Raw genomic sequence first — 22,894 nt, 5'->3', positions numbered from 1 at the left:
GGTTTATTCTGGTTTGGCAAAATGTGTGTGTGCTTGAGACCTGATAGGGACTCTAAAAACAAGAAGCTCACAACCTGTAGCCAACGGCTACAGGTTTTTTTACTGCCCAATTTCCATTATTTGATTTATTTTAGGAGGAATCCCCCATGATTGTTATTTTAAAGAACAGCCCTAACAAAGCCCAATTAGAAACCCTCATCTCTTGGTTGCAAGAAAAAGGCGTCATCGTCCACTCTATCACCGGTGCCAACCAAACCATTCTCGGTCTGGTGGGGGACACCGCCAAGCTAGACATCGACCTGATTGCCGCACTGGACATCGTAGACGATGTGAAGCGTGTGCAAGAACCATACAAAAATGCCAACCGCAAATTCCACCCCGAAGATACCATCGTCAAAGTGGGCAACACCCAAATCGGTGGCGGCACGTTGAGCTTGATGGCTGGCCCTTGCTCTGTAGAGTCTGAAGAACAAATCATCGAAGTGGCAAAAGCCGTGAAGGCCAGCGGTGCCACCATGCTCCGTGGCGGTGCCTTCAAACCCCGTACCTCTCCCTACGCCTTCCAAGGCATGGGGGCTGACGGCTTGGAACTGCTGAAACTGGCACGCCAAGAAACTGGTTTGCCCATCGTCAGCGAATTGATGGACATCAGCCAAATCCCCTTGTTTGAAGACGTGGACGTGATTCAAGTGGGCGCTCGCAATATGCAAAACTTCAACCTGCTCCGTGAACTGGGTACCCTGCGTAAGCCAGTGATGATTAAGCGCGGCCTGTGCGCCACCTACGAAGAATGGCTCATGAGCGCAGAATACGTGATGGCTGGCGGTAACGACCAAGTCATCCTCTGCGAACGTGGCATCCGCACCTTTGAAACTTACACCCGTAACACCTTGGACTTGGCAGCCATTCCTGTGCTGAAAACCTTGACCCATCTGCCCATCGTCATCGATCCCAGCCATGCCACTGGCAAATCTGCCTTGGTTGACCCCCTGTCTTGTGGCGCAGTGGCCACAGGGGCTGATGGTTTGATCATCGAAGTCCATAACAATCCTGCCTGCGCCCTGTGCGACGGCCCTCAATCTCTTAAACCTGACGTATTCGACAAACTGGCCAAAAAGCTGTTCAGCTTGCACGGCCTGATGAAGCAAGTGGAGGATTGATACCATGACAATCGGCATTGTAGGTCTGGGGCTCATTGGTGGCTCCATGGCGAAAGCCATTAAAAATCGCACCAGCCACACGGTTTTTGGGTGCGACATCAACGCTGAAACCATGACCATGGCACGGATTTCTGGTGCCATCGATGGGGAATTGAATCCAGACACCCTGCCCCAATGCGACGTGGTGCTGTTGTCCATTTTCCCCCACGCCACCATTGAATGGGTCAAATCCAATGCCGCCATCATCGCCAAGGGTGCCATCGTGGTGGACTTGTGTGGTGTGAAGCGGTTGATGGTGGAAGCCTTGAACCCCATCGCCCAAGAAAATGGCTTTATTTACGTGGGCGGTCACCCCATGGCTGGGCTAGAACGCTCTGGCTTCACCGCCGCCAAAGAAGATTTGTACGTGGGTGCATCCATGATTGTCACCCCCAACGAACACACCGGTGTGACCGTGCTTGAGACGCTCAAAGCCCTGTTTTTAGACCTTGGCTTTGCCAACCTCACCTTCTCCACCCCCGAAGAACACGACCGCATCATCTCCTACACCTCTCAGCTGGCGCACATTGCGTCCAGTGCGTATGTAAAATCTCCAGAAGCTCAACAACGCCGCGGTTTCTCCGCTGGTAGTTTCCGTGATATGACCCGTGTGGCACGGCTAGACGAGAAAATGTGGACAGAGCTGTTTATGGCAGACAATGACTTTTTAACCGAAGAATTGGAACTTTACATTGGACATTTGCAACAATATCTGGTAGCATTGAAAGACAAAGATGCCCCTGCCATGGAAGCCCTCTTAAAAGAAGGCAGAGAGCTCAAAGCCACCGCCGGTGGGAATTAAAATGTAATGGGGGGACGGCGGGGGCATACCCAAAGGGGCAGGCTCACCCCCCGCCCTACACAGAGTCTACCGTAGGGCGGGGGCTTGCCCCCGCCGTTTTCCCATATCCACCAATGTCCATTAGAAAGGATTTCTTTTTATGACACATACCATTACTGTCAACGTGCCACCCACTTCTTATGATGTGACCATCGGGTCTGGGGTGCGCCACCAATGTGGCGAGATTTTGCGTCCTTTGTTGGGGGATTGTCGCGTGGCCATCATCACTGATACCACCGTGGCACCGCTGTATTTAAGTGGAGTGCGCCAGAGCTTGGAAACGGCTGGTTTTCAAGTCTGCGCCATGACCTTCCCAGCTGGGGAAGCCCATAAAAATATGACCACCTTGACCCAAATCTTAGAGTTTTTAGCCACAGAGCAACTCTCTCGCAACGATTGCGTCATCGCCTTGGGCGGCGGCGTGGTGGGGGATATGGCTGGCTTTGCCGCAGGGTGCTTTTTGCGTGGCATTCGCTATGTGCAAATGCCCACCACCGCCCTCAGCGCCATCGATTCCTCTGTAGGTGGCAAAACTGCCATTGACCTGTCTGCTGGGAAAAATTTGGCAGGTCTATTTTTACAGCCCACCGCAGTGATTTGTGACACAGAATGCTTGCAATCCCTGCCCCGTGACATTTTGGCGGATGGTTTTGCCGAAGGGCTTAAAACAGGGGTTTTGGTAGGGGGAAGTCTATTTGAGACGGTATCCCAAGGGTTGCCCACCCCAGAAGGATTGGCGCAAATGCTGGCGGAATGCGTGGCATACAAAGGTGGCGTGGTAGAGCGTGATGAGCGTGAGATGGGGGAGCGCAAGCTTCTGAATCTAGGTCACACCCCTGCCCATGCCATTGAGCTGTGTAGCAATTTTGGCATTTTGCACGGTCATGCCGTGGCCATTGGCACCGCTATGATGGCGCGCGCCGCCGTGAAGCGTGGGGTGCTAGACGTGCACATTGCCAACATGGTTGTGGAAGCCATTGCAAAATCTGGTTTGCCTATCACCACCCATTTTGACCCAGAACAGCTGGCGGAAGCCGCCTTGCATGATAAAAAACGAGCAGGAGACACCATCACCGTGGTGCTTCCCCATGGCTTGGGAGATTGCCGTCTCCATAAGCTACCCATTACAGAGTTGGCGATGTTATTCGCCCAAGGATTGGAGGATTGACCATGGCATCCTACATCGGAAATCAGTTACACGTCAGCGTGTTCGGTCAATCCCATGGCACCGCCATTGGGGTCACCGTAGATGGCTTGCCAGCAGGGGAAGCAGTGGATTTAGATGCCCTGTACACCTTCCTCTGCCGCCGTAAACCGGGTACATCCCCCCTATCTACCCCACGGCAAGAATCGGATTTTCCCTCTATTTTATCTGGCATAGAGCAGGGGAAAACCTGTGGCGCGCCACTGTGCGCCGTCATTGAAAACAAAGACCAACGCTCTCGCGATTACGGTAAAACCTTGCATATTCCCCGCCCTGGTCATGCGGATTACACCGCATGGTGCAAGTGGGGCGGTGAGGCCGATATGCGCGGCGGCGGTCATTTCTCTGGTAGATTGACAGCCCCACTGTGTATTGCTGGTGGCATTGCCTTGCAACTGCTGGAGCGTCGTGGGATTTACGTGGGCGCCCATATTTTGCAAATTGCCACAGCCAAAGATACACCATTCCCCCTTCGCCCCACAGCCGAGTTATTGACATCGGTGGGGGAGAAGGATTTTCCTGTTTTAGACGACGGACAAGGCCAAGCCATGCAAGCCGCCATTGTGGCGGCCGCCAGCGAGGATGACAGCGTGGGTGGCCTTGTAGAATGCGCCGTCATTGGTCTGCCTGCTGGACTGGGTGAGCCGATGTTTGGGGGTATGGAAGGGCGACTGTCTACGGCGCTGTTTGGCATCCCTGCTGTCAAAGGCGTGTCCTTTGGGGCTGGGTTCGACGTTGCCACCATGCGTGGGTCTGAAAATAACGACCCCTTCACCATTGAAAATGATACGGTGGTCACCACCACCAACCACGCTGGCGGTATTTTAGGGGGCATCACCACCGCCATGCCACTGACGTTACAGTTGGCATTTAAGCCCACACCATCCATCGCAAAGGAACAACAAACCGTTGATTTATCCACCATGACCCCCACCACACTGTCCATCGTGGGACGACATGACCCCTGCATTGTCCACCGTGCTGTGCCAGTGGTAGAAGCGGTGGTGGCACTGGTGGTACTAGATATGCTATTGGAGGACAACCATGGAATTATCTGATATTCGCAAGGCATTAGACACCTTAGACGACCAATTGCTAGACCTGTTTTTAAAACGAATGGGGCTGTGCGAAGAGGTGGCGGCCTATAAAAAAGCCAACAACATCCCCATTTTAAACCGTGGCAGAGAACGGGAAATTTTGGCAGATGTGATGACCAAGGCTGGTCATTTGGAACGAGAAGCCTACCACCTGTTTGCCACCATGATGGAGCTCTCTCGCTCTCGCCAAGCAGAATTGATTGGCGCACCCACCCGTGTGGGGCAGTTTATTGAAACCGCCCGTGCCGATGCCACCCTTGCCTTCCCCCAAACAGGGCTGGTGGCCTGCCAAGGGTTAGAGGGCGCCAACACCCAAGAAGCGTGCGACAAGCTGATTCCCCGTGGCACCATTATGTATATGAAATCCTTTGACGCTGTGGTCAGTGCCGTGGAGTTTGGGCTGTGTGAGTTTGGGGTGTTGCCCATTGAAAATAGCTCCCACGGCTCTGTCCGTGCGGTCTATGACCTGCTGCAAAATCGCCCTGTGTCCATCATCCGCACCACGCGGCTGTGCATCCGCCATGAGTTGATGGCACTTGCTGGTGTGAAGCTAGAAGACGTGACGGAAATCCATTCGCATCCCCAAGCGCTGGGGCAATGCGCCCAATTCTTGGAGAAAAACCCCCAAATTACCGCCGTGCCTGCTGGGAACACTTCTATGGCCGCCAAGGAATTGGCTGAGTCTGGAGGTCGCCACCGTGCCTGCATTTCCTCTCACCCCTGCGCCGCATTGTACGGCTTAGAGGTGATTGGCACCGACATCCAAGACAGCGACAACAACTATACCCGTTTTGTCTGCATCACCAAAAAACCCACCATTTACCCCGGTGCCAACCGCATGAGCCTTGTCATCGCCTGCGACAACAAACCCGGTGCATTGTATGAAATTCTGGCGAAATTCTCTGCCGTTGGGGTCAACATGACCAAGCTAGAAAGCTGTGCTGTCACAGGGCGGAATTTTGAATTTGTGTTCTTCTTAGAGGTAGAAGCGGATTTGAACCGTCGTGGGGTCATCCCCATGCTAGAGGAACTGGAACGCACCTGTCAATCCTTCCATTTCTTGGGCGCTTACGGGGAGGTTTAACATGGGACGGTACGGCATTTTAGGGCGTGTCTTGCTTCATAGCTGGTCGCCCCCCATTCACAACGCCTTTGGATGCACCAATTATCATATTTTACAGCGTGAACCAGAGGAATTGCCAGCTCTGTTTGCAGACCCTGCCATGAGTGGCATCAACGTCACCATTCCCTATAAGCAAACGGTGATGGAACACTGCGTGTACCTAGACCCCTTGGCGGTGGAAATCGGGGCAGTGAACACCATGGTGCGCCACGCCGACGGCTATCACGGCTACAACACCGACGCCTACGGTTTTGCCTACATGGCAAAAGTGGGTGGCGTAGGGTTTGATGGGAAAAAAGTGGTGGTGTTAGGCTCTGGCGGTAGTTCGCTGATGGTGCAAACTGTGGTGAAGCGCGCTGGTGCCAGTAGCGTGATTGTGGTGTCCCGTGGTGGGGTGAACAATTACGAAAACCTCCATCTCCACGCTGACGCACAGGTGATTGTCAACACCACGCCTCTGGGGATGTACCCCAAAGCTGGGGTGTCGCCAGTGGATTTGACCGCCTTCCCTTGCTGTGAAGGGGTGCTGGATTTGGTGTATAATCCCCAGAAAACGGCTCTTTTATTGCAAGCGGAAGCCATGGGTATCCCCCATGGGGATGGGCTGCCTATGCTGGTGGCACAGGCCAAGGCGGCGGATGAGTTATATATGAACTGCGCCATTGCCGATGAAAAAATTGACGCTGTGGTGAAACAAATTCGCCATCAGGTCACCAACATTGTGCTGGTGGGGATGCCCAGTTCGGGTAAGTCCACCGTAGGCGATTTGCTGGCACAGTTATCTGCGCGCACCGCTGTTGACCTTGACCAAGGGGTGGAACAGAGCGCAGGATGCACCATTCCAGAGCTATTTGCGGCCCAAGGGGAAGCAGGTTTTCGCGCCGTGGAACGGGTAGAAACGATGAAAGCTGGTCAAGGCTCTGGGCAGGTGATTGTCACAGGTGGTGGCGTGGTGAAAGATTTGCGCAACCACGATGCCCTCCGTCAAAACGGTCGGGTGTACCATTTGGTGCGTGATGTGGAAAAACTGAGTCGTGACGGGCGTCCGTTGTCTGCCAACGCAGATTTGGAGGCCATGTGGCAAGAAAGGGCACCGCTGTATGCCCAAGCCAGCGATGTGACTGTGGATAACAACGGCGCCCCAGAGGAAACAGCAGATATGATTTGGAGGGATTTTTGTGAATATTTTGGTGTTGAACGGCCCTAATTTAAACCTATTAGGCTTGCGTGAGCCTACCATTTACGGACACGAAACCTATGAGGATTTGTGCGAAATGATACGGCAAAACGCACAAACTATGGGGGTCACGGTGTCTTTTTATCAGTCGAATCACGAAGGCGCTTTGGTGGATGCCATCCAAGAAGCCCGTGGCAACATAGACGGCATTGTCATCAACCCCGGTGCCTACACCCACACCAGTGTGGCCTTGTTGGACGTGGTGAAGGCGGTGTCCATCCCCACGGTGGAGGTGCATATTTCCGACCCCGACACCCGTGAAGAATTCCGCAAAATTTCGTATATCCGCCAAGGCTGTGTGGCCACCGTGAAAGGCAAAGGGTTTGCTGGCTACGTGGAAGCCATGGAGATTTTGGCGAAGGGGCATTCGGGTGAATGACGAATGGTGGAATCGGCGAGGGCAAGCCCCTGCCGTCTCCTTTTTAACCCTGCTTCAACAACATTCTACCTCAAAATATGCCTGTGGGTGTTGACACACAGGGCACACCAGTGGGGCAGATTTGCCGCTGTGGATGTGCCCACAGTGGAGGCATTTCCAGTGCACCACACTGTCTTTTTCAAAGACGGTGTGGTTTTTTATGCTCTCTAGGGCTTTTTGGTAGTGTTGCTCATGCTGTTTCTCGATGGTCGCCACGCCGCGGAACTGGGCGGCAAGGTGTAAAAATCCTTCTTCTTCGGCGGTTTTGGCAAAGTCTGCGTACATTTCCGCCCATTCGTAATGCTCGCCATTGATGGCGGATTGGAGGTTGGCTGGGGTGTCGTTCAAAGCGCCTAAGGCTTTGAACCAAAGCTTGGCGTGAGCCAATTCGTTGTTGGCTGTCAGGGTGAACAGGTCAGAAATGGCGTTGTAGCCGTCTTTTTTGGCGGCGGCGGCAAAATAGGTGTATTTGCTCCGTGCTTGGGTTTCGCCTGCAAAGGCTGTGCGTAGGTTCAATTCGGTTTGACTGCCTTGTAATTCCATGGGACTACCTCCTAAAATGGTTTGTGGAGGTAGTGTGTCCTAAAATTGGAAGGTTTATACAAAGGGTGTTTTTTTCTCCTACGGGGCGGTGTCTTGCTGGTGGGGCATTCCCCTCCACCCCGTCGTAGGGGCGCCCATTGGGCGTCCGTTTTCCGATTCACTCTGAATTGTTGGATTTTGCCCCTACGGGGCGGTCACCTGTCGGTGGGGCATTCTTTTTTTGTCGAAAAAAGAACCAAAAAACGATTTTTTCACGGCGCTTGCGAGCGAGTGAAAAAAAGGGATTTTACGGGGGTTCATCGCTGGAGTGCTTTGGCTTTTTGAACGGCACCGAGTGGCCTGATTTGACGCGAAGTATTCTTTCGAGCTTCGCCCTGTTGCGATGTTGTTGTGAGATGGTGCGGTTTCTTGGGTGTGCCTAGATTGTGGGTGTGGGTAAGACGGGCGACCACAGGTCGCCCCTACAAGGAATACCGTTGCATACAAACCAAGCTGACCGCAGGTCAGCACCTCCCCAACGCCACCGCACCAACCGACGTCCACCATGTAAGGCACCTCAAATGCGTGGTACAATGTCCCCGTACGATTCATGTGCGGCAGCAATCAGCGTTGGTTCGCGCATCCCACATGAAAAGCCGAACGGGTGTGAGCCAGATGCCCCGATAGCACCGCACCCACTCATACCTGTAATCCGTATAAAATGGGAGCACGTGAGACGGCTGACCACAAGTGGTCAGCCGCCACGTGCAAGATTTTTGGTTACTTTGCATCTTTGCAAAGTAACGCCCGCGCGGCGAGCGCCCCCCACGGCAGTGGGAAAAGTTTATCAAAAGAAAACACCCACAGGGTGAAGCAAATTGCAACCAATTTCCACAGAGCAAAGGCCAACCGCCCCTACAAGGGGCGAAAGTGAAGAAAGCCCCACGGCAGTGGCGCCCCTGCGGCGGCAGAAAAAAACATAGCAGACGCTTATTCAGCATCTGCTATGTCAATCACAGTTAAAATATCCCCATCCACGGTGAATTTCACTTCCAGATGGGCGAAAGTGAACCCATAGACACGGGTGGGGTCGTCTTGATACCGCGGACGTGGATCTTGCGCCAATACATCCGCCAAGGCTTGGCGGTTATTCTCGGGCACGATGACGCCATCGGCGAAGGTGACGGTGAGGGACGCACTGGGGGCACTGGTGGCAAATCCACCGACCGCCTCATCTTGGCAATCAGCGTAGGGTAGATAGGGTTTGATGTCAAAAATCGGGGTGCCGTCCATCAAATCAGCCCCTGATACGTCAATGACCCATCCTAAGGTGGCATCGTGGCGCACAGCTTCTAATTTGACACAAGACAAACCCATGGCGTTGGGGCGGAAGGGGGAACGTGTGGCAAAGACACCCATACGGGCATTGCCCCCCAAACGCGGTGGACGGACAGTGGGTGACCATGTGTCACGCTCTGCTTTGGAAAAATGCCAAATCAGCCATAGGTGAGAAAAATCCTCTAACCCACGCAAAGCATCCCCGTTGCGGTATGCTGGCTCAAAGACGATGGTGGCCTTTAACGATGGCACCAAGCCACTTTGACGGGGAATGCCGAATTTAGAAGGAAAATCCGTGTGGATGGTGGCGATGATGTGCATGGGAATATCAGGGTGGTTCATAGGGTCTCCTTTACCAACTGTGATAGATGCGAGATTGAGATTCACTCATGGCGAAATAAGACATACTGCCAGTGCTTCCTTTGTCACCCCACGTGGCGTCAATGTGGTACTCCGTGCCATCTAAGGTGGCCACTGTCCAGATGTGGCTGGAATTGGACAGGGCATAGCAATCAATGCCTTCTAGTTTTAAAAATAGATTGTAAGCCCCTGTGTAGCCGTCGCACACAGCCGACCCTTGGGTCAAAGCGCTGTAGGGCAGATGGGAGCTGGAATAGTCGTCGGCGCTGTAGTCATAGGTTACGTTTGCTGCCAGCCATTGGTAGTATTCTAAGGCGATTTCCCATTGGCTCATACCGTCGTACAAGGTGCCCTCGTCCCACAATTGGTCGTGAATGACGATGGCGGCCGCCATGGCTTGGGCACGGGCCTCTTCGGCTGAGGACATTCCATTGTCAGGGGCGGAGATGCCAAAGGTCAAAGACAAGAAGCCACTGGCGGTGTAGGTGGCGGAGACGCCGTTGTAGCTTTGTTCGCAATAAGATTTCACCAGACCCAACGCCATTTGCATATAGGTGGAAGCTTGGGCTTGGGTAAGACTGTCGTATTGCAGCTCTAACACGTTGCTCCCTTGGGAGAGCATATAGCGGACAGATTGATCCATTTCTTCTTCCACAGTGGGGGCGGCGATGTATACACCTGCTTCCACCAAATCTGCCAAGGTGATGCCTTGGGCGGAGTTGATGGACTTCAGCGTCCAGTCTAAGGTGATGCGTAAGTCTTCGTCCACCAAACGGGTGACAAAGGCGGCAGTGGCACCACGGGTGATGGTGTCACTGGGTTTAAAAGAACCGATTTCATCGTACCCAGCGCTGATACCCCAGAGATAGAGGGTGAGGATGTCGTTATAATAGGGGGTGTATGCGTCCATATCGGTGATGTATTGCCCCAGTGCGTACCCTTGGGTCACCACGTCTTGGTTGATGGCGGTGAATTGCTCTGCTGGCATGGCTTGTACCAAAATATGCGCCATTTCACCCCGTGTGGCCAAGGCATAGAGGGAAAAGTCAGCGTCTAAGTCGGCCTCTGTTTGCAAATATAGATAATAGGCATCGTATGGCCCTTGCCCCTCTTGGCGATAGGCATCGATGGCACCTTCGGTGGTGTCCACGGTGAGCAAACTGCGGACACGGGCGCTGAACACCACGGCTTCCCCTAAGGTCAATGAGCCAGTTAAATCATAAGAGCCGTCAGCCTTGCCAATGGACAGTCCGTATTCATACAGCGCGACCACGTTGTCGTAAAAGGTGGAGGAGGCCTCTAAATCAGAAAATTGATTGTCATACACGTTGGTGCGCGCCACTGCGGCAAAGGCAGGGGTGGCAAGGGTGAAGGCCAGTAGGCAGGCTAGGATGCACTTTTTCATGAAAGCCTCATTTCTTTTGGGAAGGGTTATTGCGCCACGTTTAAGTCAGCGGCAACACGATCTTCTACATAGGGGTTCAAATAGGTGTTGACAGTGGTGAGGGCATCGCTGGCATCAGCATAGATATAGGGGGAGGTCCACTCGCCAGAGAGGGTGGAAAAGGAGATGGCACTGCTACCAAGACCGATGGTCTGGGTGCCGAGCCAAATGAGATTGCCTGTGGTCAAGTCGGTGTCCACATAGGTTTCAAAGATATCGACATAACTAGAGAGCTTGTCCAAATTGCCCACAGTCAAGGCCTGCTGGGCGATGGCAATTAAAAAGGATTGTTGGGTGGCCATGCGACCAATGTCTTGACTGCCGTAGCCCCCAGTGCCATCGGTGTCAGAGCGATAGCGCACTACGCCCAAAGCATCTTCCCCTGTGAGCCATTGATAACCAGCTTCAAAGTGGATGGACAGGTCTTGTAAGGGGTCATCGTAATTCATGTCCACAGGCACATTGAAATACACGGCGCCAATGGTGTCTACCAGTGCCACAAAGGCATCTAAGCTGACTTCTACAGTGAAATCCACAGGAATGCCCAGCATATCGCTAATGGTGTCAGCCATCAACGCCACACCGCCGATGTTGTAGGAGGCGTTGATTTTATAGGCGGTACCATCGATGTAACATTTGGTGTCACGGGGAATGCTGACGCCGTGAATGGTGCCTTCGTTAAAGTCGATGCCCACCAAAATATTGGTGTCACTGCCGCCATTGTCATCGTCTACACCAGAGACTAAAATGGTGTAGAAGTTGTCTTTGCGTTCCAAGTGGGCAGCCAGTGCGGCGGCTTCGGCTTCTGCTTTGGCCAAGTCAGCGGCCTCTTGCTCGGCCAGTGCGACCAGCTCTTCTTCGCTTAGGTTGAGGGTTTGGGCAGTTTCGTTATCGTCAGTGGAAATTTCGGGAGCTTTTATAAACAGAGACATCACCGTGGCGATGATGGCAATAATGGTGAGTAAAATGGCGCCGAGCAAAATGGCCACCCGTTTGTTGTTACGGGTGCGGCGACGTTTGCGAGGTGGCTGAGAACGCTCAGAACGGGAGGAAGTGGTGCGGTTTGCCATGGTAAGAGACTCCTTTTTCTGTATAATATGGAACAATTTTATATATGTTCTATTATACGGGGAAAAAGGCCAAAGCACAAGGGGTAAATGGTAACGATTTAGAAACAAAATCTGGTAATTATTGGCGCGTAAGTTTTTTTGTAGGGGGCGGCATCCTTGATGTGCCGTCCCCTAGGGTGATGGTGTGGCTCACCCGTCTGTCTCCTCTTCACCCTGCTTGACTAAAAGCTGTAACAAGGCTTTCATATCGGCTAGCAACTGGTTTTGATAGGCCAAGGTACAGCGTAAAAAGTGCAAGTCGGCTGTCTCCACAGAAGGGAGGCATGGCTGGGGCTGGATGGGGTGGGGATAGCGGTTCATGGGCGGTTCTCCTGCTGGACAAGTGGTGGGGGTTGGTGCTGGGGGCGGCGGTGGTGACTGGGCGCCACGGTGATGGGGTGGCATAGGTTGATAATGGGTGCAGGGTGCCATGGGCATACCTCCTTACTCTGTGGTTGGTGGGGTTTGGTCGCAATATTTGCGTCGCGTGGCGATGCCACCTCGAATGTGGCGTTGGGCTTTGTTTTGGTCAAGAACTGCCTTGGCTTGCAAGTATAAACTGCGGTTAAATAAGGGCAATCGCTCCACCAGATCTTTATGTACAGTGGATTTTGAGATGCCGAATTCTTTGGCGGCTTGGCGCACGGTGGTGTTTTGCTCAATGATGTACAGCGCCAGCTGTTGGGCTCGCTCTTCCATATTTCCTTTCACGATGGCAACACTCCAATCTCGCTTTCTAAGGGAGTGTATGCAAAGGAAATGGGAGATATGCGCGTGAGGGATAAGGGGATAGGGTAAAACAGCGGCCACAATGGGAGCGAAAGGCTCTCATTGTGGCCGCTGTGTCATGGTTGGCTGTTAGGTTTCGTCGTAGTTGTTAATGTACAAGGTCACTGGCACTTTCCAATAGTTGGTGCTGTCGTTCACCTCAAATGTGATGTCATAGCTTTCAAAATTGGGGGCTATGTCTGCATTGTAGGTATAGGTGTAGACATAGCCATCATCGTCTTTCCCAGTTTCTACTCGGGTCAATGCATAAATGTTGTCTGCATTCTGCGTATAGCTGCCATTAAACGCAGTCAAGGCGATGGTAACATCTGCATCTGCATTTGCACTAGGCAAGGTGGCACCGTCTTTGAGCATCAGTGTCATGATGGCTTCATCGGTGATGGTACCAGTCAAGTCACTAGGTGTGATGTTGACATATCGATTAAAACCGAAAAGGGTAGCGTTCATACCGTCGCTGTAATCATCGTTGTCCACACGAGCTTGGATAGAGACGTAGCACGCATCTTCAGGTAAGGCGGTAAAAGAGGTCAAGGTGGTAAAAGAGGTCAAGGTGCCGGAGAGATAGAACCCTTCTACGGTGTAGCCGTTGCCAGCTGCGGTGATGATGGCCTTTTCGGTCTCAGCCAAGAAGGCCTCCAATTCATCTGGAGAGGTGACATTTTGGTTGTACCAATTGGGCTGGTCATTCACATAAGCTTCGATATTGATGCACCAGTATTGTTGCCAATCAGATTCCTTAATGGTGATGGTATTGTCGGTCAAATCCACGGTGTAATAATACCCTGCGCCACCATCGTCATCGCCAGTGGTAGAGTCTTTGTCATCGCTGCCCGCGCTGGCATAAATGGTAGCACTGGTGGCGCCTAGATAGAAGTCCATGGTGTTATCATCGTTGGTGGATATCCAATGGGTTCCAGTGGGGGTTTCGATGATTGCATAGTTCAAGGTAGCACCATCGGGATAAGTTGCGTTCAGGGTGTAGGATTCGGTGGCATAGGAGACAGTATCAGCCGTCATCAAATCCCCTAAGGTGATTTGATAGCCAGCGGCATTCTGGGTCATAGAATAGGTGCGGATTTTGGTTTGCCAATTGGTGCTGCTGGCCACAAAAGGAGCGGTGGCACAGCCGTTATCATCTGTGGTTGCAAACACTGGGGTGCCAAAGGCACAATCATAATCGTCTGTTTTGGTAAACAAAAACTCTGTGTTGGCAGGCAGACCAGAAACAGCGGTGGAATCCAAGCCAATGACCAAATCGATTTCGTAATTCACAGTATATGGCGTTTCCCAGATGATGGAGACAGCATCAGCCAAACCACAGCCTGCGCCTTGGGTGCCATTGGCATAGTTGGGATACATCGTCAAGGTGGCCGTTTGGGTCACAGGTGCATTCCCGTTAGACCACAGTGGCAATATCTCGGTGATGGGAATACTACGTACGCTAGGGTCAATGGCGTCTGAAGCAAACCAATCGCAAAGGTTATCGTTATTGACAATGGTAAAGCTCACCAAATCGTCGGTTTCGTTGACCACATCCCAAGTCATATACCACAAGCCATCATCAGCATCTTGCTCAAATTGGAAGTTCACAATGGTATTGGTGTCATCTGGTAGGGTGGTGGTGCTTGGCACCAGTGCTAGTTCGCTCCCCCAAGTCAAGGTGTAGACATTGTCGGTATTCAGGTCAAATTGACGAGTTTTAAAGGAGTAGGTGTCATTGACTTCCAGTGTGGACAAGGTGGCCATGCAATATGCGTCAGAGCAAACATACTCTGCGTTGGCGATGTCACCTTCTTTATAGAACAGCTGCCAAGTGTTCATCAAACCAGTGATGGCAACGGTGTTGCCATCGTCGTCCACGGTGACTTCCACTTTGTCTGTTGCGCTGTCGCTGTATGCAAGGGTTAAGGTTTGATCCAGTGCGATACTGTCTAACAATGTGCCATTGGTATCATAGGCAGACAAGGTGATGGCATAGCTTGTGGCATCGGTGGCGCTAACATTTTTGTCTTTCAAAATATCCAGTACAGACAAAGACAGCTCTGTCGCACCGATGTCCGTCATGTCCCATAAATCGGTTGCATTGCCATTTGCATAGGTGGCGCTGAGCCCAAATTCCACCAAATCAGCAGAACCATCAATGGCCCAAGTGAACACGGGATAGCCTGCGTTGTCTTTTGTCATAGAGAAGGCGGTGAAGGTGTCGGTATCGTCAGGGTCACCTTCTATCCACTGTGCATAGTATCTGGATTCTTCAGGCAGAGGCTCTGTGGGATCCCACTTCGTACCACCACTGCTTGACGTGTACCAACCTGCAAATGTATATCCATCACGGGTGGGTGTCTCTGGTTCAATGGTAATCACTTCGCCGTACTTTTGCCCTGAAATAGACACATAGCTTTCTGTAGTACTTGCGAAGGTGCCGTTGTTTGCATAAAATTTAATGGTTCGATAAGACGTAGTTGTAGTGGACACAGTTACCACTTCATCTGGCATGGTGAAGGTGATGGTGTCCCCATCTACGTTGACAGAATTGCCACCCCAAGTGACCGCCACGGCGGTAACATAGCTATAGCTTGAAAGAGAAACCGCTTGTAGGGTTACTTCATCTCCTGCTTGGGCAGCAAAATACATATACTTGGCATCAAAATTCTCCACGCCCATTGTAGAGGACACAACATAGCTAGCATAGGTGCCATCGATGTCATAGTAAACTGGTAAATTTGCCCCAGGTGTGACTTGGGCAAATTCGCCATAGCTGAGAACCAGCTCACGCCCATCAGTAGAAATCTCTGCTTCTTCCAAGCGCAGCATTACAAACAAATCATCTTCCCAGCTGACACAGCCATACCCCTTGTCGTCGGCTTTGATATAGGACGTCCCACTTACATAGCGTGCATCATAAAACGCATTTTCTCCCATGCCAGTCAATACGCAATAATAAGCGCCACTTCCGCTGAGATACATGGCAGGTGTAAATGCGGTTTCATTGCCAGTGTGTACAATGCTAATATCCACATCAAAGGCTGTGGTTGCCACAATGGTGCCACTTGCATCCACTGTTTGCACCACCAATTGGGTGTAGTCTGTCACAGGTGCATAGTCCAAAGAGTACCAAACCTCTAAGTACCCATTATCATCCACGGTATCGTAGGCATCAGAGCCGTAAAGACCATAAGCACCATAGTCGCCAACTAGGTACATTTCATAGCGATAATCGGCGGTGTGTGTGGTTGGCACTTTGATGTTAGCGTATAACATCTGAGAATATTGCGTTGCCTTGCTCAAATACAAATCGGTAGCCGCTTCGTCATCATCTTGCGTGCCACTGATGAGATTATCGGTGGATAAACCTCGTCTTAGCGTGACGGTGTTGCCATCAATGTCAGCTTCATAGTTTGCCACATAGCAATAATTCCAGCCATACTCAGTGGCATAAGTGGTGGTATTCAATTGATAGACAACGGAGCCACTAGTATCAGCTGTTAGCACAGAGGTGTCGTTAAAATTGGTCTGCACTGCATACTGTTCCCCAGCTTCCAACCCATCCACATAGATATACATTTGGGTATCATCGGTAGTGCTATCCTCTTCTCTGGTGGTGAAGGAGCCAGTGGGGGCGGCTAGGGTGCTGTCAAATGTTTGTGTCAATGCAATATCAAAAGTAGAACTGCCGATGAGTTCCTTGTCTGCATTGTAGATATTAAGGGCTAGTGCCTTATAAGACGTTTTCCCATCAAAGCGGATGCTAGGATAGAATTGGGTTGTATCGCTGTATTGGTTCAATTGTATGTCATAGGTAATCAAGGTTTCAATGTCGCTTTCATCCGTAAACGCATAGCGATAATAGGTGGCACCCGTTGTATCATCGGGATTTGGGAACTGGATAACAAGTCCTGCAGTTCCCATCGCAAAGGCGATATCATCAATTTCTACATCCAATGTAGGCACGTCAACCGCTGTCCAAGTGGTGGTCACCACCACGTTGGATGCTGGCATGATGAAGGTGTTATTTTCAATGGCAACGGTGGAGCCAGTGCTGTCAGTGACGGTGATGGTGGCTAATTCATAGCCAGTGGTTGCGTTAGAAGACAGGGTCACCTCGGTGCCTGCCGCCACATCCATAGAGGACATATCGTCTGCCCATTTATCGCCCACATTGGCAGAGGCATAGCCGCCCACGTCAGGGTTTTCAATGTCCACGGTGTATGTGGTGGTGTCAGTGGTTTCTTGGTAGGTTTCTACTGATTCTGGTGTCATGGTATAGGCGATTTTTAGTCCATCGGTGGTGTCCAAGGACACAGCGGTGAGCGCACGCACATCTACGAATGCGCCATTTTCAATCGTCTTGCCGAGTTGGAAGCTAGCGGAAAGAGAACTCCCGCTGGCATGATTTGTTGTGGCATTCCAGACAGCGATATAGGGCTTGCCAACATAGGAGGCGCTACTTGTGGCGACAGTGCCTGTGTGTTGCCCAGCAGATGGGTCGTTGAACGACATGGTGTAATCCAGTGCATCACCAGCAACGCTTAAGGTTAAGAAATCTTCATAACGAGCTAGCGCGTAATAGTCGTAATACCCCGTGGTCTCATTTAAATTGTATGCGGTAATCACCAGTGTATATGTGCTGATAGCGTTTGCGGCAACTGCAGGAATGAGCAAAGCCATATCCGAAATTTGACTGTCCCACAGATAACTATACCCAACCGAGGCACCATTTGCGTCAAGGATTTCCGCACTGTAAGTATCTGCTACGTCATCCCAAGTAGCAGAAATAGTGTTCATACTAGCATCGTGTGTAAAGGTAACTTCTGTGGTGGTGTCAGCGCCTGTTCCCACATCAGTACCACCAGTGCCACCTGTGGTGTCGTCAGGGTCGGTGGTGGTGTCGCCATAGCTTTGGCGGCAGATGGTGAGGGATGCAGTGCCGTCGGTGTTAATGGTCATTTGGTTGGCTAGGCTCAGTTCGTAGCTGAGGAAATCACTTGCTGCTGTGATTTCGTTATCCCAGGTGTAGAACGTCATCACATTGCCATCAGTTGCTTGATAGGTTGCCACGTTGGTATCGTCTTCCTCTGTGGCAAAGAACAAATCATAGGCACCAGTGGGGGCCGTGTCTTCCAAGGTAATGGTAATCACCCATTGGCCGTATTCGGAAGGGCCAGCCAACTCCACTTCTTCAATAGCAGGCAATTGGTCGGTGTTATAGGTGATGGTCAATTCTGGAGCCACAGGGGAAACAGCCACATCTGCACCCGTGATTTCATCATTGATGACAGCGGTGGCGGTGGCATTTTCATCTAGCCCACCTAGGCGCATGGCGGTTTCCATCGCTTCGGTGGTAATCCAGTAATCCCCATTGTCTTGCTGTATAAAGTTGTCGCCATCCAGAGAATAGCTAGAGGTGGAATTGGGGATTTCCAGTTCCACTTCAAAGTCGTGGCCAGTGAAGTCGGGCAGTTGATTGCCCACGTTCAAACACAGACGGCCAGTGCTATCCAGCACCCATTCCAGCGTTTCAAACAAATAGGCATCATCATCATCTTGTTCTGCTTTCAATGCGTCTAGAGCATCTTGCAAGTCGGACAGTTTGGCTTTTTCGTCGGTCAAGAGGGCTTGGGCAGCGGTATCTAGGGCATTGTATGCAGCAATCACAATAGCCAGCTCTGCTTCATCCGCAAGGGACAAATCTGCTGCGTTCCATGCCAACACACCTTTGTAGGTTTCGGCAAAGTCATCGGCGGCGGCTTGATTTTTCTCTGCCAATGTTACCACTGCATCGATGGCAGTTTTGCCAGCCGTCAGCTTGCCGTCGATGTCGTCAATTACCGTCAAGCCGTTGATGGCGTTTTCGTAAGTGGTGCGGATGGCTTCAATTTCTGCAACACCGTCAGCATCGTAGCTGGCTTGTGTTTCGGTAACGCCCCAATAAGCGTTCAGCTCTGCAATGGCGGCAACTTTGGCAGCGTCCAGAGCGGCAACAGCTTCCAAACGGGTGATTTCTGTGCTCAAGCTGGTGAGCAAGGTGTATTGGGTGGTCAATTCGGCTTGGACTGCACTGACTAGGGCATTGTAGGCGGTCAGCGCCATATTCACAGCGGTTTTATCGCTAATGACTACGGTGTTCACCGTCAATTCCAAAATTGCGGCATAGGTGGTTTCAAACGCCGACACCGCGTCCCCTGTGGTGTCCACAACGGTGATGCCAAACAAAGCGGTTTTGCCTTCAAATGTGACGGTGATGATTTTGGTGCCTGTTGTGCCAATGGTAAACCCAGTAACAGCATAGTCTGTCACGGTTTTGCTGATGGTGCCGCTATACCCATCCACGGTATAATATGCGGTGACCACCATGCCTGTAGCCACAAGGTCGGTATCGCTTAGGTCATAGGTGGTTTTGGTGGGCAAAGTGGTGATGGCGATGGAGTTGAGAGTGGTGGTGACTGGGGTGGTTTCTACGGTAGCATCATTCTCATCTGTCACAGTGGCACCATCGGTGGTCAGCACCGTTTCAGCAACGGTGGAATCCACCTTCACGGTGCCAGAGGTTGCCACCACAGTGGACACAGTGGCTGTACCAGTGACAGTGGTAGCTGCTGCAGAAGAAGCAGTCAAGGTATCCACATTGGAACCCAAAGACACATCGGTATTGGAAGAACTCTCAATGGTGATGCTAGACACAGTGCCAGTACCAGTGGTGGTGACATTGGCAACAGCGCCAGTCACATTGACGGCGGTGTCTTTGTCGTCATCATCGTTTGCCACGGCGTTGACGGTTGTAACCACACCAGAAACCACAGCGGTGGAGTTGCCAGCCACGGTGACGGTGGTGGCAGATGCGCTGATGCTTACGTCCTCTGCATCGGTGACACTGACGGTGCCAGCGGTGCCAGTGATGGCAACCACAGTCCCAGCGGTGGTGATATCGGCGCTACCACTGACTGCAATGGTGCCCACAGCGGTGTTTTCATCGGTGGTGACATTGCTAGAAGCGGTGATGGTTGCAATGGTAGTGGCTGTGGTATCTGCCACAATCTTGGTGGCAGCTTCCACACTCAAAGCGGTGACGGCGGCATCGTTTGCCAAGGTCAAGGTACTGTCGTCCCCTGTGGTAGTCAAATCATCCACAGTAATATTTTTCAAGGTTAAATCATCGCTGGCGGTAACGGCGCCCGTGATGGTGGCACTGCCTTCCACTTCCAACACAGCAGGAGCCTCGGTTGCCACAGACCCAACGATTACGTCATTGGACAGCACAAGACGACTGCCTTCTTCTGGGGCATTTTTCATTTCAATCGCACCATAATATCCCCCAGACAGATGCCCAGAGTTAACACCGCCGCCGTTGGTGACCAAGGTGGTGATGTTACAGTTATTTAAATAGTATTCACCAGTGTCCACAGACTCTGCAATGGTCAAGGTGGTGATGGTGCAATTCTCTAACGTGGTGCCAGCTTCGGTGATGGTGTATGCGTCTGCCATCAAATCACTGATGGTGAGCCCAGAAACATCGGTGTCGTCACTGGTATCGTCGTCGCTATCATCGCTATCGTCATCAGCGGTAGAACTGCTAGAACTACCACCGCCCCACCAGCTCCAAACGCTACCAGAGCTACTGGAACTACTAGAGTCGCTGGAGACCTCCATAGTTTCCCCTGCATCCACAGCCTCTCCATTGACGGTGGCATCGGTGGCATCGTCGTCCACGGTGATTTCCACCCCAGCAGGCACGCCAGTCAAGCTGACGCCATCGCTGAGGATTTCAATGCTGGTGGCAGTGGCATCATCAGTGAATTTCAAAGACACAGCCCCAGTGGGGTTGTTGATGATAACGGTGCCCAAATCGGTGTCGCCAGTGGCATGGATGGAGTTTTCTCCACCACCACGGATTAAGGTCATGTTGGACACGGTGACATCATTTAAAGTAGCGTCACCCGTGCCAATGCCGTCGCCCAGCACCAAATTGCCAGTCACGTCCACGCCGTCCAAGGTCACATCTGCCACACGCACCAACACAGAGCCGTCGTCCAAATCGGTGACGGTGCCAGCTTCGGTGATGTAGGTTTGAATGAGGCGGTACATAATCACAGCAAATTCTTTGCGAGAGATGTTAGAGGTAGGGTTTAAATTGCCGTTCAAATCCCCTTGCACCATGCCAGCTTCCACCAGTGCGGCAGTGGAGGCCTTTGTCCAATCGGACAGCTGGTCAAGGTCGGCATAGCCATCCAACACGCTCAAGTCATCAGTGGTGATGGAAAAGGCACGCGCCAACACCACAAACACCTCTTGACGGGTGATGGTGGCGTCGGGATACATATAAGAACCATTGCCTTGGAACAAACCCATGGCAACCGCTTTGGCAATGGCGTCAGCAAACCAATCGTCTTGATCCACGTCTGCATAGGCAGAAATGTCTGCTAGTTCCTCCCCACCAAAGGCTCGGACCATAATGGTGGCCATTTGGGCACGGGTCAACGGGTCATTGGGCAATAAGTATCCATTGTTCCCCGACAGCAAGCCGTTTTCCACAGCGGCCAGCAAGGCCTCCGTAGAGTAATCGTCTGGCAAATCTGGAAATGCTTGGGTGTCAGCGGCCATGGCGGCCGTTGGCAACAGTGACAGTGTCATGGCCAAGACCAGGACGAGAGAGAGTAGTTTCCGTTTCATACGAGGTGCTCCTTTTCTGTGATCCCTTTTATTTACCAATGTCATTAAGATAAGCCTGGGTGCTACAAGAAAAACACCCAGAACCTTTTAAAAAAAGCTTGACAATTACAAAAAAATGTGCGGTCGCCTTCATTGACCAAAGTCAATGAAGGCGACCCTTGTTATTGAGCATAACGCTGATAACAAAGGAGATGCACACATGACATTCACAACAAAAAACATAAAAAGAACACTAAAAAAATCCATAAAAGCCCTTTCGCAAAACGCTGTAAAATATGCTGAAAATCCAGAAAAAGACTTCACCCGAAATAGGAAGTTACCATTTGAAAAAGTAATTGAAACAACCTTATCTCTCACAGGAAAAACACTATATGGGGAATTATCCGAACAATTCGGCATACATTCATCCTCACCTACAGTATCCGCTTTTGTGCAACAACGAAACAAAATCAAATCAACTGCCTTCGAGGATTTATTCCACCAATTTGTTGCCGAAACAAACCAACCCATCACCCACCGTGGCTACCGCCTTTTGGCTGTGGATGGCTCTAGTTTGCACGTTCCCACCAACCCAAAGGAAGTGGATTCTTACCATCAAAAGGCCAATGACTCCAAGCCTTTTAACCTTTTGCACCTCAACGCCATGTACGATATTTTGCGCAAAACCTACGTGGATGCAACGGTTGAAAAGGGTGAAAACAAGGCCTTTGCCACCATGGTGGCACGTAATCAATCAAAAGTACCCACCATTTACATTGCTGATAGAGGCTACGAATCGTACAATAATTTCGCTCATGTGCAAGAAAGAGGGCAAAAATTCCTTGTCAGAGTGAAGGATTCTGCTTCACGCAACGGTATTTGTCACGGATTATCTTTGCCTGTTGGTGAGGAGTTTGACGTTTCACTGACGCTACACATTTCACGCAAGCAAACAGCGCAAGCCAAAAATCAAAACCTGAAATTTATCGCCCATAGTTCACCATTTGATTTTTTACCCTGCAAAACAAAGAAAAATGAAAAAATCGAGCCATATCCGTTACATATTCGCCTCGTTTGCTTTAAACTTTCTGAAAATTCTTACGAAACGGTTGCCACAAATTTGGATAAAAGTGAATTTGATTCTGCTGCCCTCAAGGATTTGTACGCCAAGCGATGGGGTATCGAAACGTCCTTCCGCTCTTTGAAATTCACCGTCGGATTGCTGTATTTTCACAGCAAAAAGACGAAGCTTCTTCTTCAAGAAATCTTCGCCAAGTTGATTATATACAATTTTACACAGTTGATAACCTCGTGCATTGCTGTAAAAAAAGTTACCAGAAAGCGGGTTTATCAAATAAATTTCGCTGTTGCCACTCAAATTTGTCGTAAATTCTTTGGGAAGAATGTACCCGTCGCCGAAGTTGAAGCCTGCATCGCAAAAAACCTAACACCCATGCGAAATTTGCCCTCAAACCCACGCAAGCGACGCAACACGAACCCCAGAACCGACACCTCTTTTTTCTATCGCTTGGCGTAATGCCACGTTATAAGGACAAGCAAGCAGATT

Annotated in this window: 15 protein-coding genes; 8 read left to right on the top strand and 7 right to left on the bottom strand. The window is 51.2% G+C overall.

What is annotated here, in order from left to right:
* The first annotated feature begins 146 nt into the window (after positions 1 to 146).
* From aroF to aroQ, 7 genes are all read left to right on the top strand, one after another.
* On the top strand, positions 147 to 1,160 hold the full coding sequence (gene aroF, locus RFF05_RS09320) for a 3-deoxy-7-phosphoheptulonate synthase (protein ID WP_409966843.1): 1,014 nt from the start codon (positions 147 to 149) through the stop codon (positions 1,158 to 1,160).
* Positions 1,161 to 1,164: 4 nt separating this feature from the next.
* A complete protein-coding gene (locus RFF05_RS09315) occupies positions 1,165 to 2,001 on the top strand; it encodes a prephenate dehydrogenase (RefSeq protein WP_409966842.1) in 837 nt (278 codons plus the stop codon).
* Between the two features lie 139 nt (positions 2,002 to 2,140).
* Positions 2,141 to 3,208: a 3-dehydroquinate synthase gene (gene aroB, locus RFF05_RS09310; RefSeq protein WP_409966841.1), complete on the top strand. Its 1,068-nt coding sequence runs from the start codon at positions 2,141 to 2,143 to the stop codon at positions 3,206 to 3,208.
* Between the two features lie 2 nt (positions 3,209 to 3,210).
* Entirely contained in the window at positions 3,211 to 4,302 is a 1,092-nt protein-coding gene (aroC, locus tag RFF05_RS09305; RefSeq protein ID WP_409966840.1) for a chorismate synthase, read from the top strand.
* Positions 4,289 to 5,425 carry a bifunctional chorismate mutase/prephenate dehydratase gene (locus tag RFF05_RS09300; protein WP_409966839.1) on the top strand — a complete coding sequence of 379 codons (1,137 nt, stop codon included), beginning with the start codon at positions 4,289 to 4,291 and terminating at the stop codon, positions 5,423 to 5,425. The genes aroC and RFF05_RS09300 overlap by 14 nt, the downstream gene beginning before the upstream one ends.
* A gap of 1 nt (position 5,426) precedes the next feature.
* Positions 5,427 to 6,671 (top strand): shikimate kinase, encoded by a 1,245-nt coding sequence (locus tag RFF05_RS09295; RefSeq protein WP_409966838.1) that lies wholly within the window; start codon positions 5,427 to 5,429, stop codon positions 6,669 to 6,671.
* Complete coding sequence (aroQ, locus tag RFF05_RS09290; RefSeq protein WP_409966837.1) at positions 6,643 to 7,080, top strand: type II 3-dehydroquinate dehydratase; 438 nt, start codon at positions 6,643 to 6,645, stop codon at positions 7,078 to 7,080. Before RFF05_RS09295 ends, aroQ begins: the two co-directional genes overlap by 29 nt.
* A gap of 54 nt (positions 7,081 to 7,134) precedes the next feature.
* Here the strand turns inward: aroQ and rbr are convergent, their stop codons facing one another.
* From rbr to RFF05_RS09255, 7 genes are all read right to left on the bottom strand, one after another.
* The gene (rbr, locus tag RFF05_RS09285) at positions 7,135 to 7,662 is read right to left on the bottom strand and encodes a rubrerythrin (protein WP_409966836.1); all 528 of its coding nucleotides are present in this window, start codon (positions 7,660 to 7,662) and stop codon (positions 7,135 to 7,137) included.
* 969 nt (positions 7,663 to 8,631) lie between these two features.
* Positions 8,632 to 9,321, bottom strand: a complete 690-nt coding sequence (gene tsaA, locus RFF05_RS09280) for a tRNA (N6-threonylcarbamoyladenosine(37)-N6)-methyltransferase TrmO (protein WP_409966835.1) — start codon at positions 9,319 to 9,321, stop codon at positions 8,632 to 8,634.
* 10 nt (positions 9,322 to 9,331) lie between these two features.
* On the bottom strand, positions 9,332 to 10,744 hold the full coding sequence (locus RFF05_RS09275) for an S-layer homology domain-containing protein (RefSeq protein WP_409966834.1): 1,413 nt from the start codon (positions 10,742 to 10,744) through the stop codon (positions 9,332 to 9,334).
* 26 nt (positions 10,745 to 10,770) lie between these two features.
* The gene (locus RFF05_RS09270) at positions 10,771 to 11,853 is read right to left on the bottom strand and encodes an LCP family protein (RefSeq protein WP_409966833.1); all 1,083 of its coding nucleotides are present in this window, start codon (positions 11,851 to 11,853) and stop codon (positions 10,771 to 10,773) included.
* 189 nt (positions 11,854 to 12,042) lie between these two features.
* Positions 12,043 to 12,324 (bottom strand): hypothetical protein, encoded by a 282-nt coding sequence (locus RFF05_RS09265; protein WP_409966832.1) that lies wholly within the window; start codon positions 12,322 to 12,324, stop codon positions 12,043 to 12,045.
* A gap of 12 nt (positions 12,325 to 12,336) precedes the next feature.
* A complete protein-coding gene (locus RFF05_RS09260) occupies positions 12,337 to 12,603 on the bottom strand; it encodes a sporulation transcriptional regulator SpoIIID (RefSeq protein ID WP_409966831.1) in 267 nt (88 codons plus the stop codon).
* Positions 12,604 to 12,750: 147 nt separating this feature from the next.
* A complete protein-coding gene (locus RFF05_RS09255) occupies positions 12,751 to 21,348 on the bottom strand; it encodes an S-layer homology domain-containing protein (protein WP_409970057.1) in 8,598 nt (2,865 codons plus the stop codon).
* A gap of 145 nt (positions 21,349 to 21,493) precedes the next feature.
* Here RFF05_RS09255 and RFF05_RS09250 point away from each other — a divergent pair, with 145 nt between their 5' ends.
* Complete coding sequence (locus RFF05_RS09250; protein ID WP_409966964.1) at positions 21,494 to 22,864, top strand: IS4 family transposase; 1,371 nt, start codon at positions 21,494 to 21,496, stop codon at positions 22,862 to 22,864.
* The last annotated feature ends 30 nt before the right edge of the window (positions 22,865 to 22,894 follow it).

Origin of the sequence: Bengtsoniella intestinalis (genome assembly GCF_039719005.1) — a bacterium.
GTDB lineage: Bacteria > Bacillota > Clostridia > Oscillospirales > Oscillospiraceae > Oscillibacter > Oscillibacter intestinalis.
This window is presented reverse-complemented; position numbering and strand designations above follow the sequence as displayed.

Bases quoted from the DNA above. Each gene is read 5' to 3' on its own strand.
- aroF (WP_409966843.1), top strand. From the start codon at position 147: ATGATTGTTATTTTAAAGAACAGCCCTAACAAAGCCCAATTAGAAACC.
- RFF05_RS09315 (WP_409966842.1), top strand. From the start codon at position 1,165: ATGACAATCGGCATTGTAGGTCTGGGGCTCATTGGTGGCTCCATGGCG.
- aroB (WP_409966841.1), top strand. From the start codon at position 2,141: ATGACACATACCATTACTGTCAACGTGCCACCCACTTCTTATGATGTG.
- aroC (WP_409966840.1), top strand. From the start codon at position 3,211: ATGGCATCCTACATCGGAAATCAGTTACACGTCAGCGTGTTCGGTCAA.
- RFF05_RS09300 (WP_409966839.1), top strand. From the start codon at position 4,289: ATGGAATTATCTGATATTCGCAAGGCATTAGACACCTTAGACGACCAA.
- RFF05_RS09295 (WP_409966838.1), top strand. From the start codon at position 5,427: ATGGGACGGTACGGCATTTTAGGGCGTGTCTTGCTTCATAGCTGGTCG.
- rbr (WP_409966836.1), bottom strand. From the start codon at position 7,662: ATGGAATTACAAGGCAGTCAAACCGAATTGAACCTACGCACAGCCTTT.
- tsaA (WP_409966835.1), bottom strand. From the start codon at position 9,321: ATGAACCACCCTGATATTCCCATGCACATCATCGCCACCATCCACACG.
- RFF05_RS09275 (WP_409966834.1), bottom strand. From the start codon at position 10,744: ATGAAAAAGTGCATCCTAGCCTGCCTACTGGCCTTCACCCTTGCCACC.
- RFF05_RS09270 (WP_409966833.1), bottom strand. From the start codon at position 11,853: ATGGCAAACCGCACCACTTCCTCCCGTTCTGAGCGTTCTCAGCCACCT.
- RFF05_RS09265 (WP_409966832.1), bottom strand. From the start codon at position 12,324: ATGGCACCCTGCACCCATTATCAACCTATGCCACCCCATCACCGTGGC.
- RFF05_RS09255 (WP_409970057.1), bottom strand. From the start codon at position 21,348: ATGAAACGGAAACTACTCTCTCTCGTCCTGGTCTTGGCCATGACACTG.
- RFF05_RS09250 (WP_409966964.1), top strand. From the start codon at position 21,494: ATGAAGGCGACCCTTGTTATTGAGCATAACGCTGATAACAAAGGAGAT.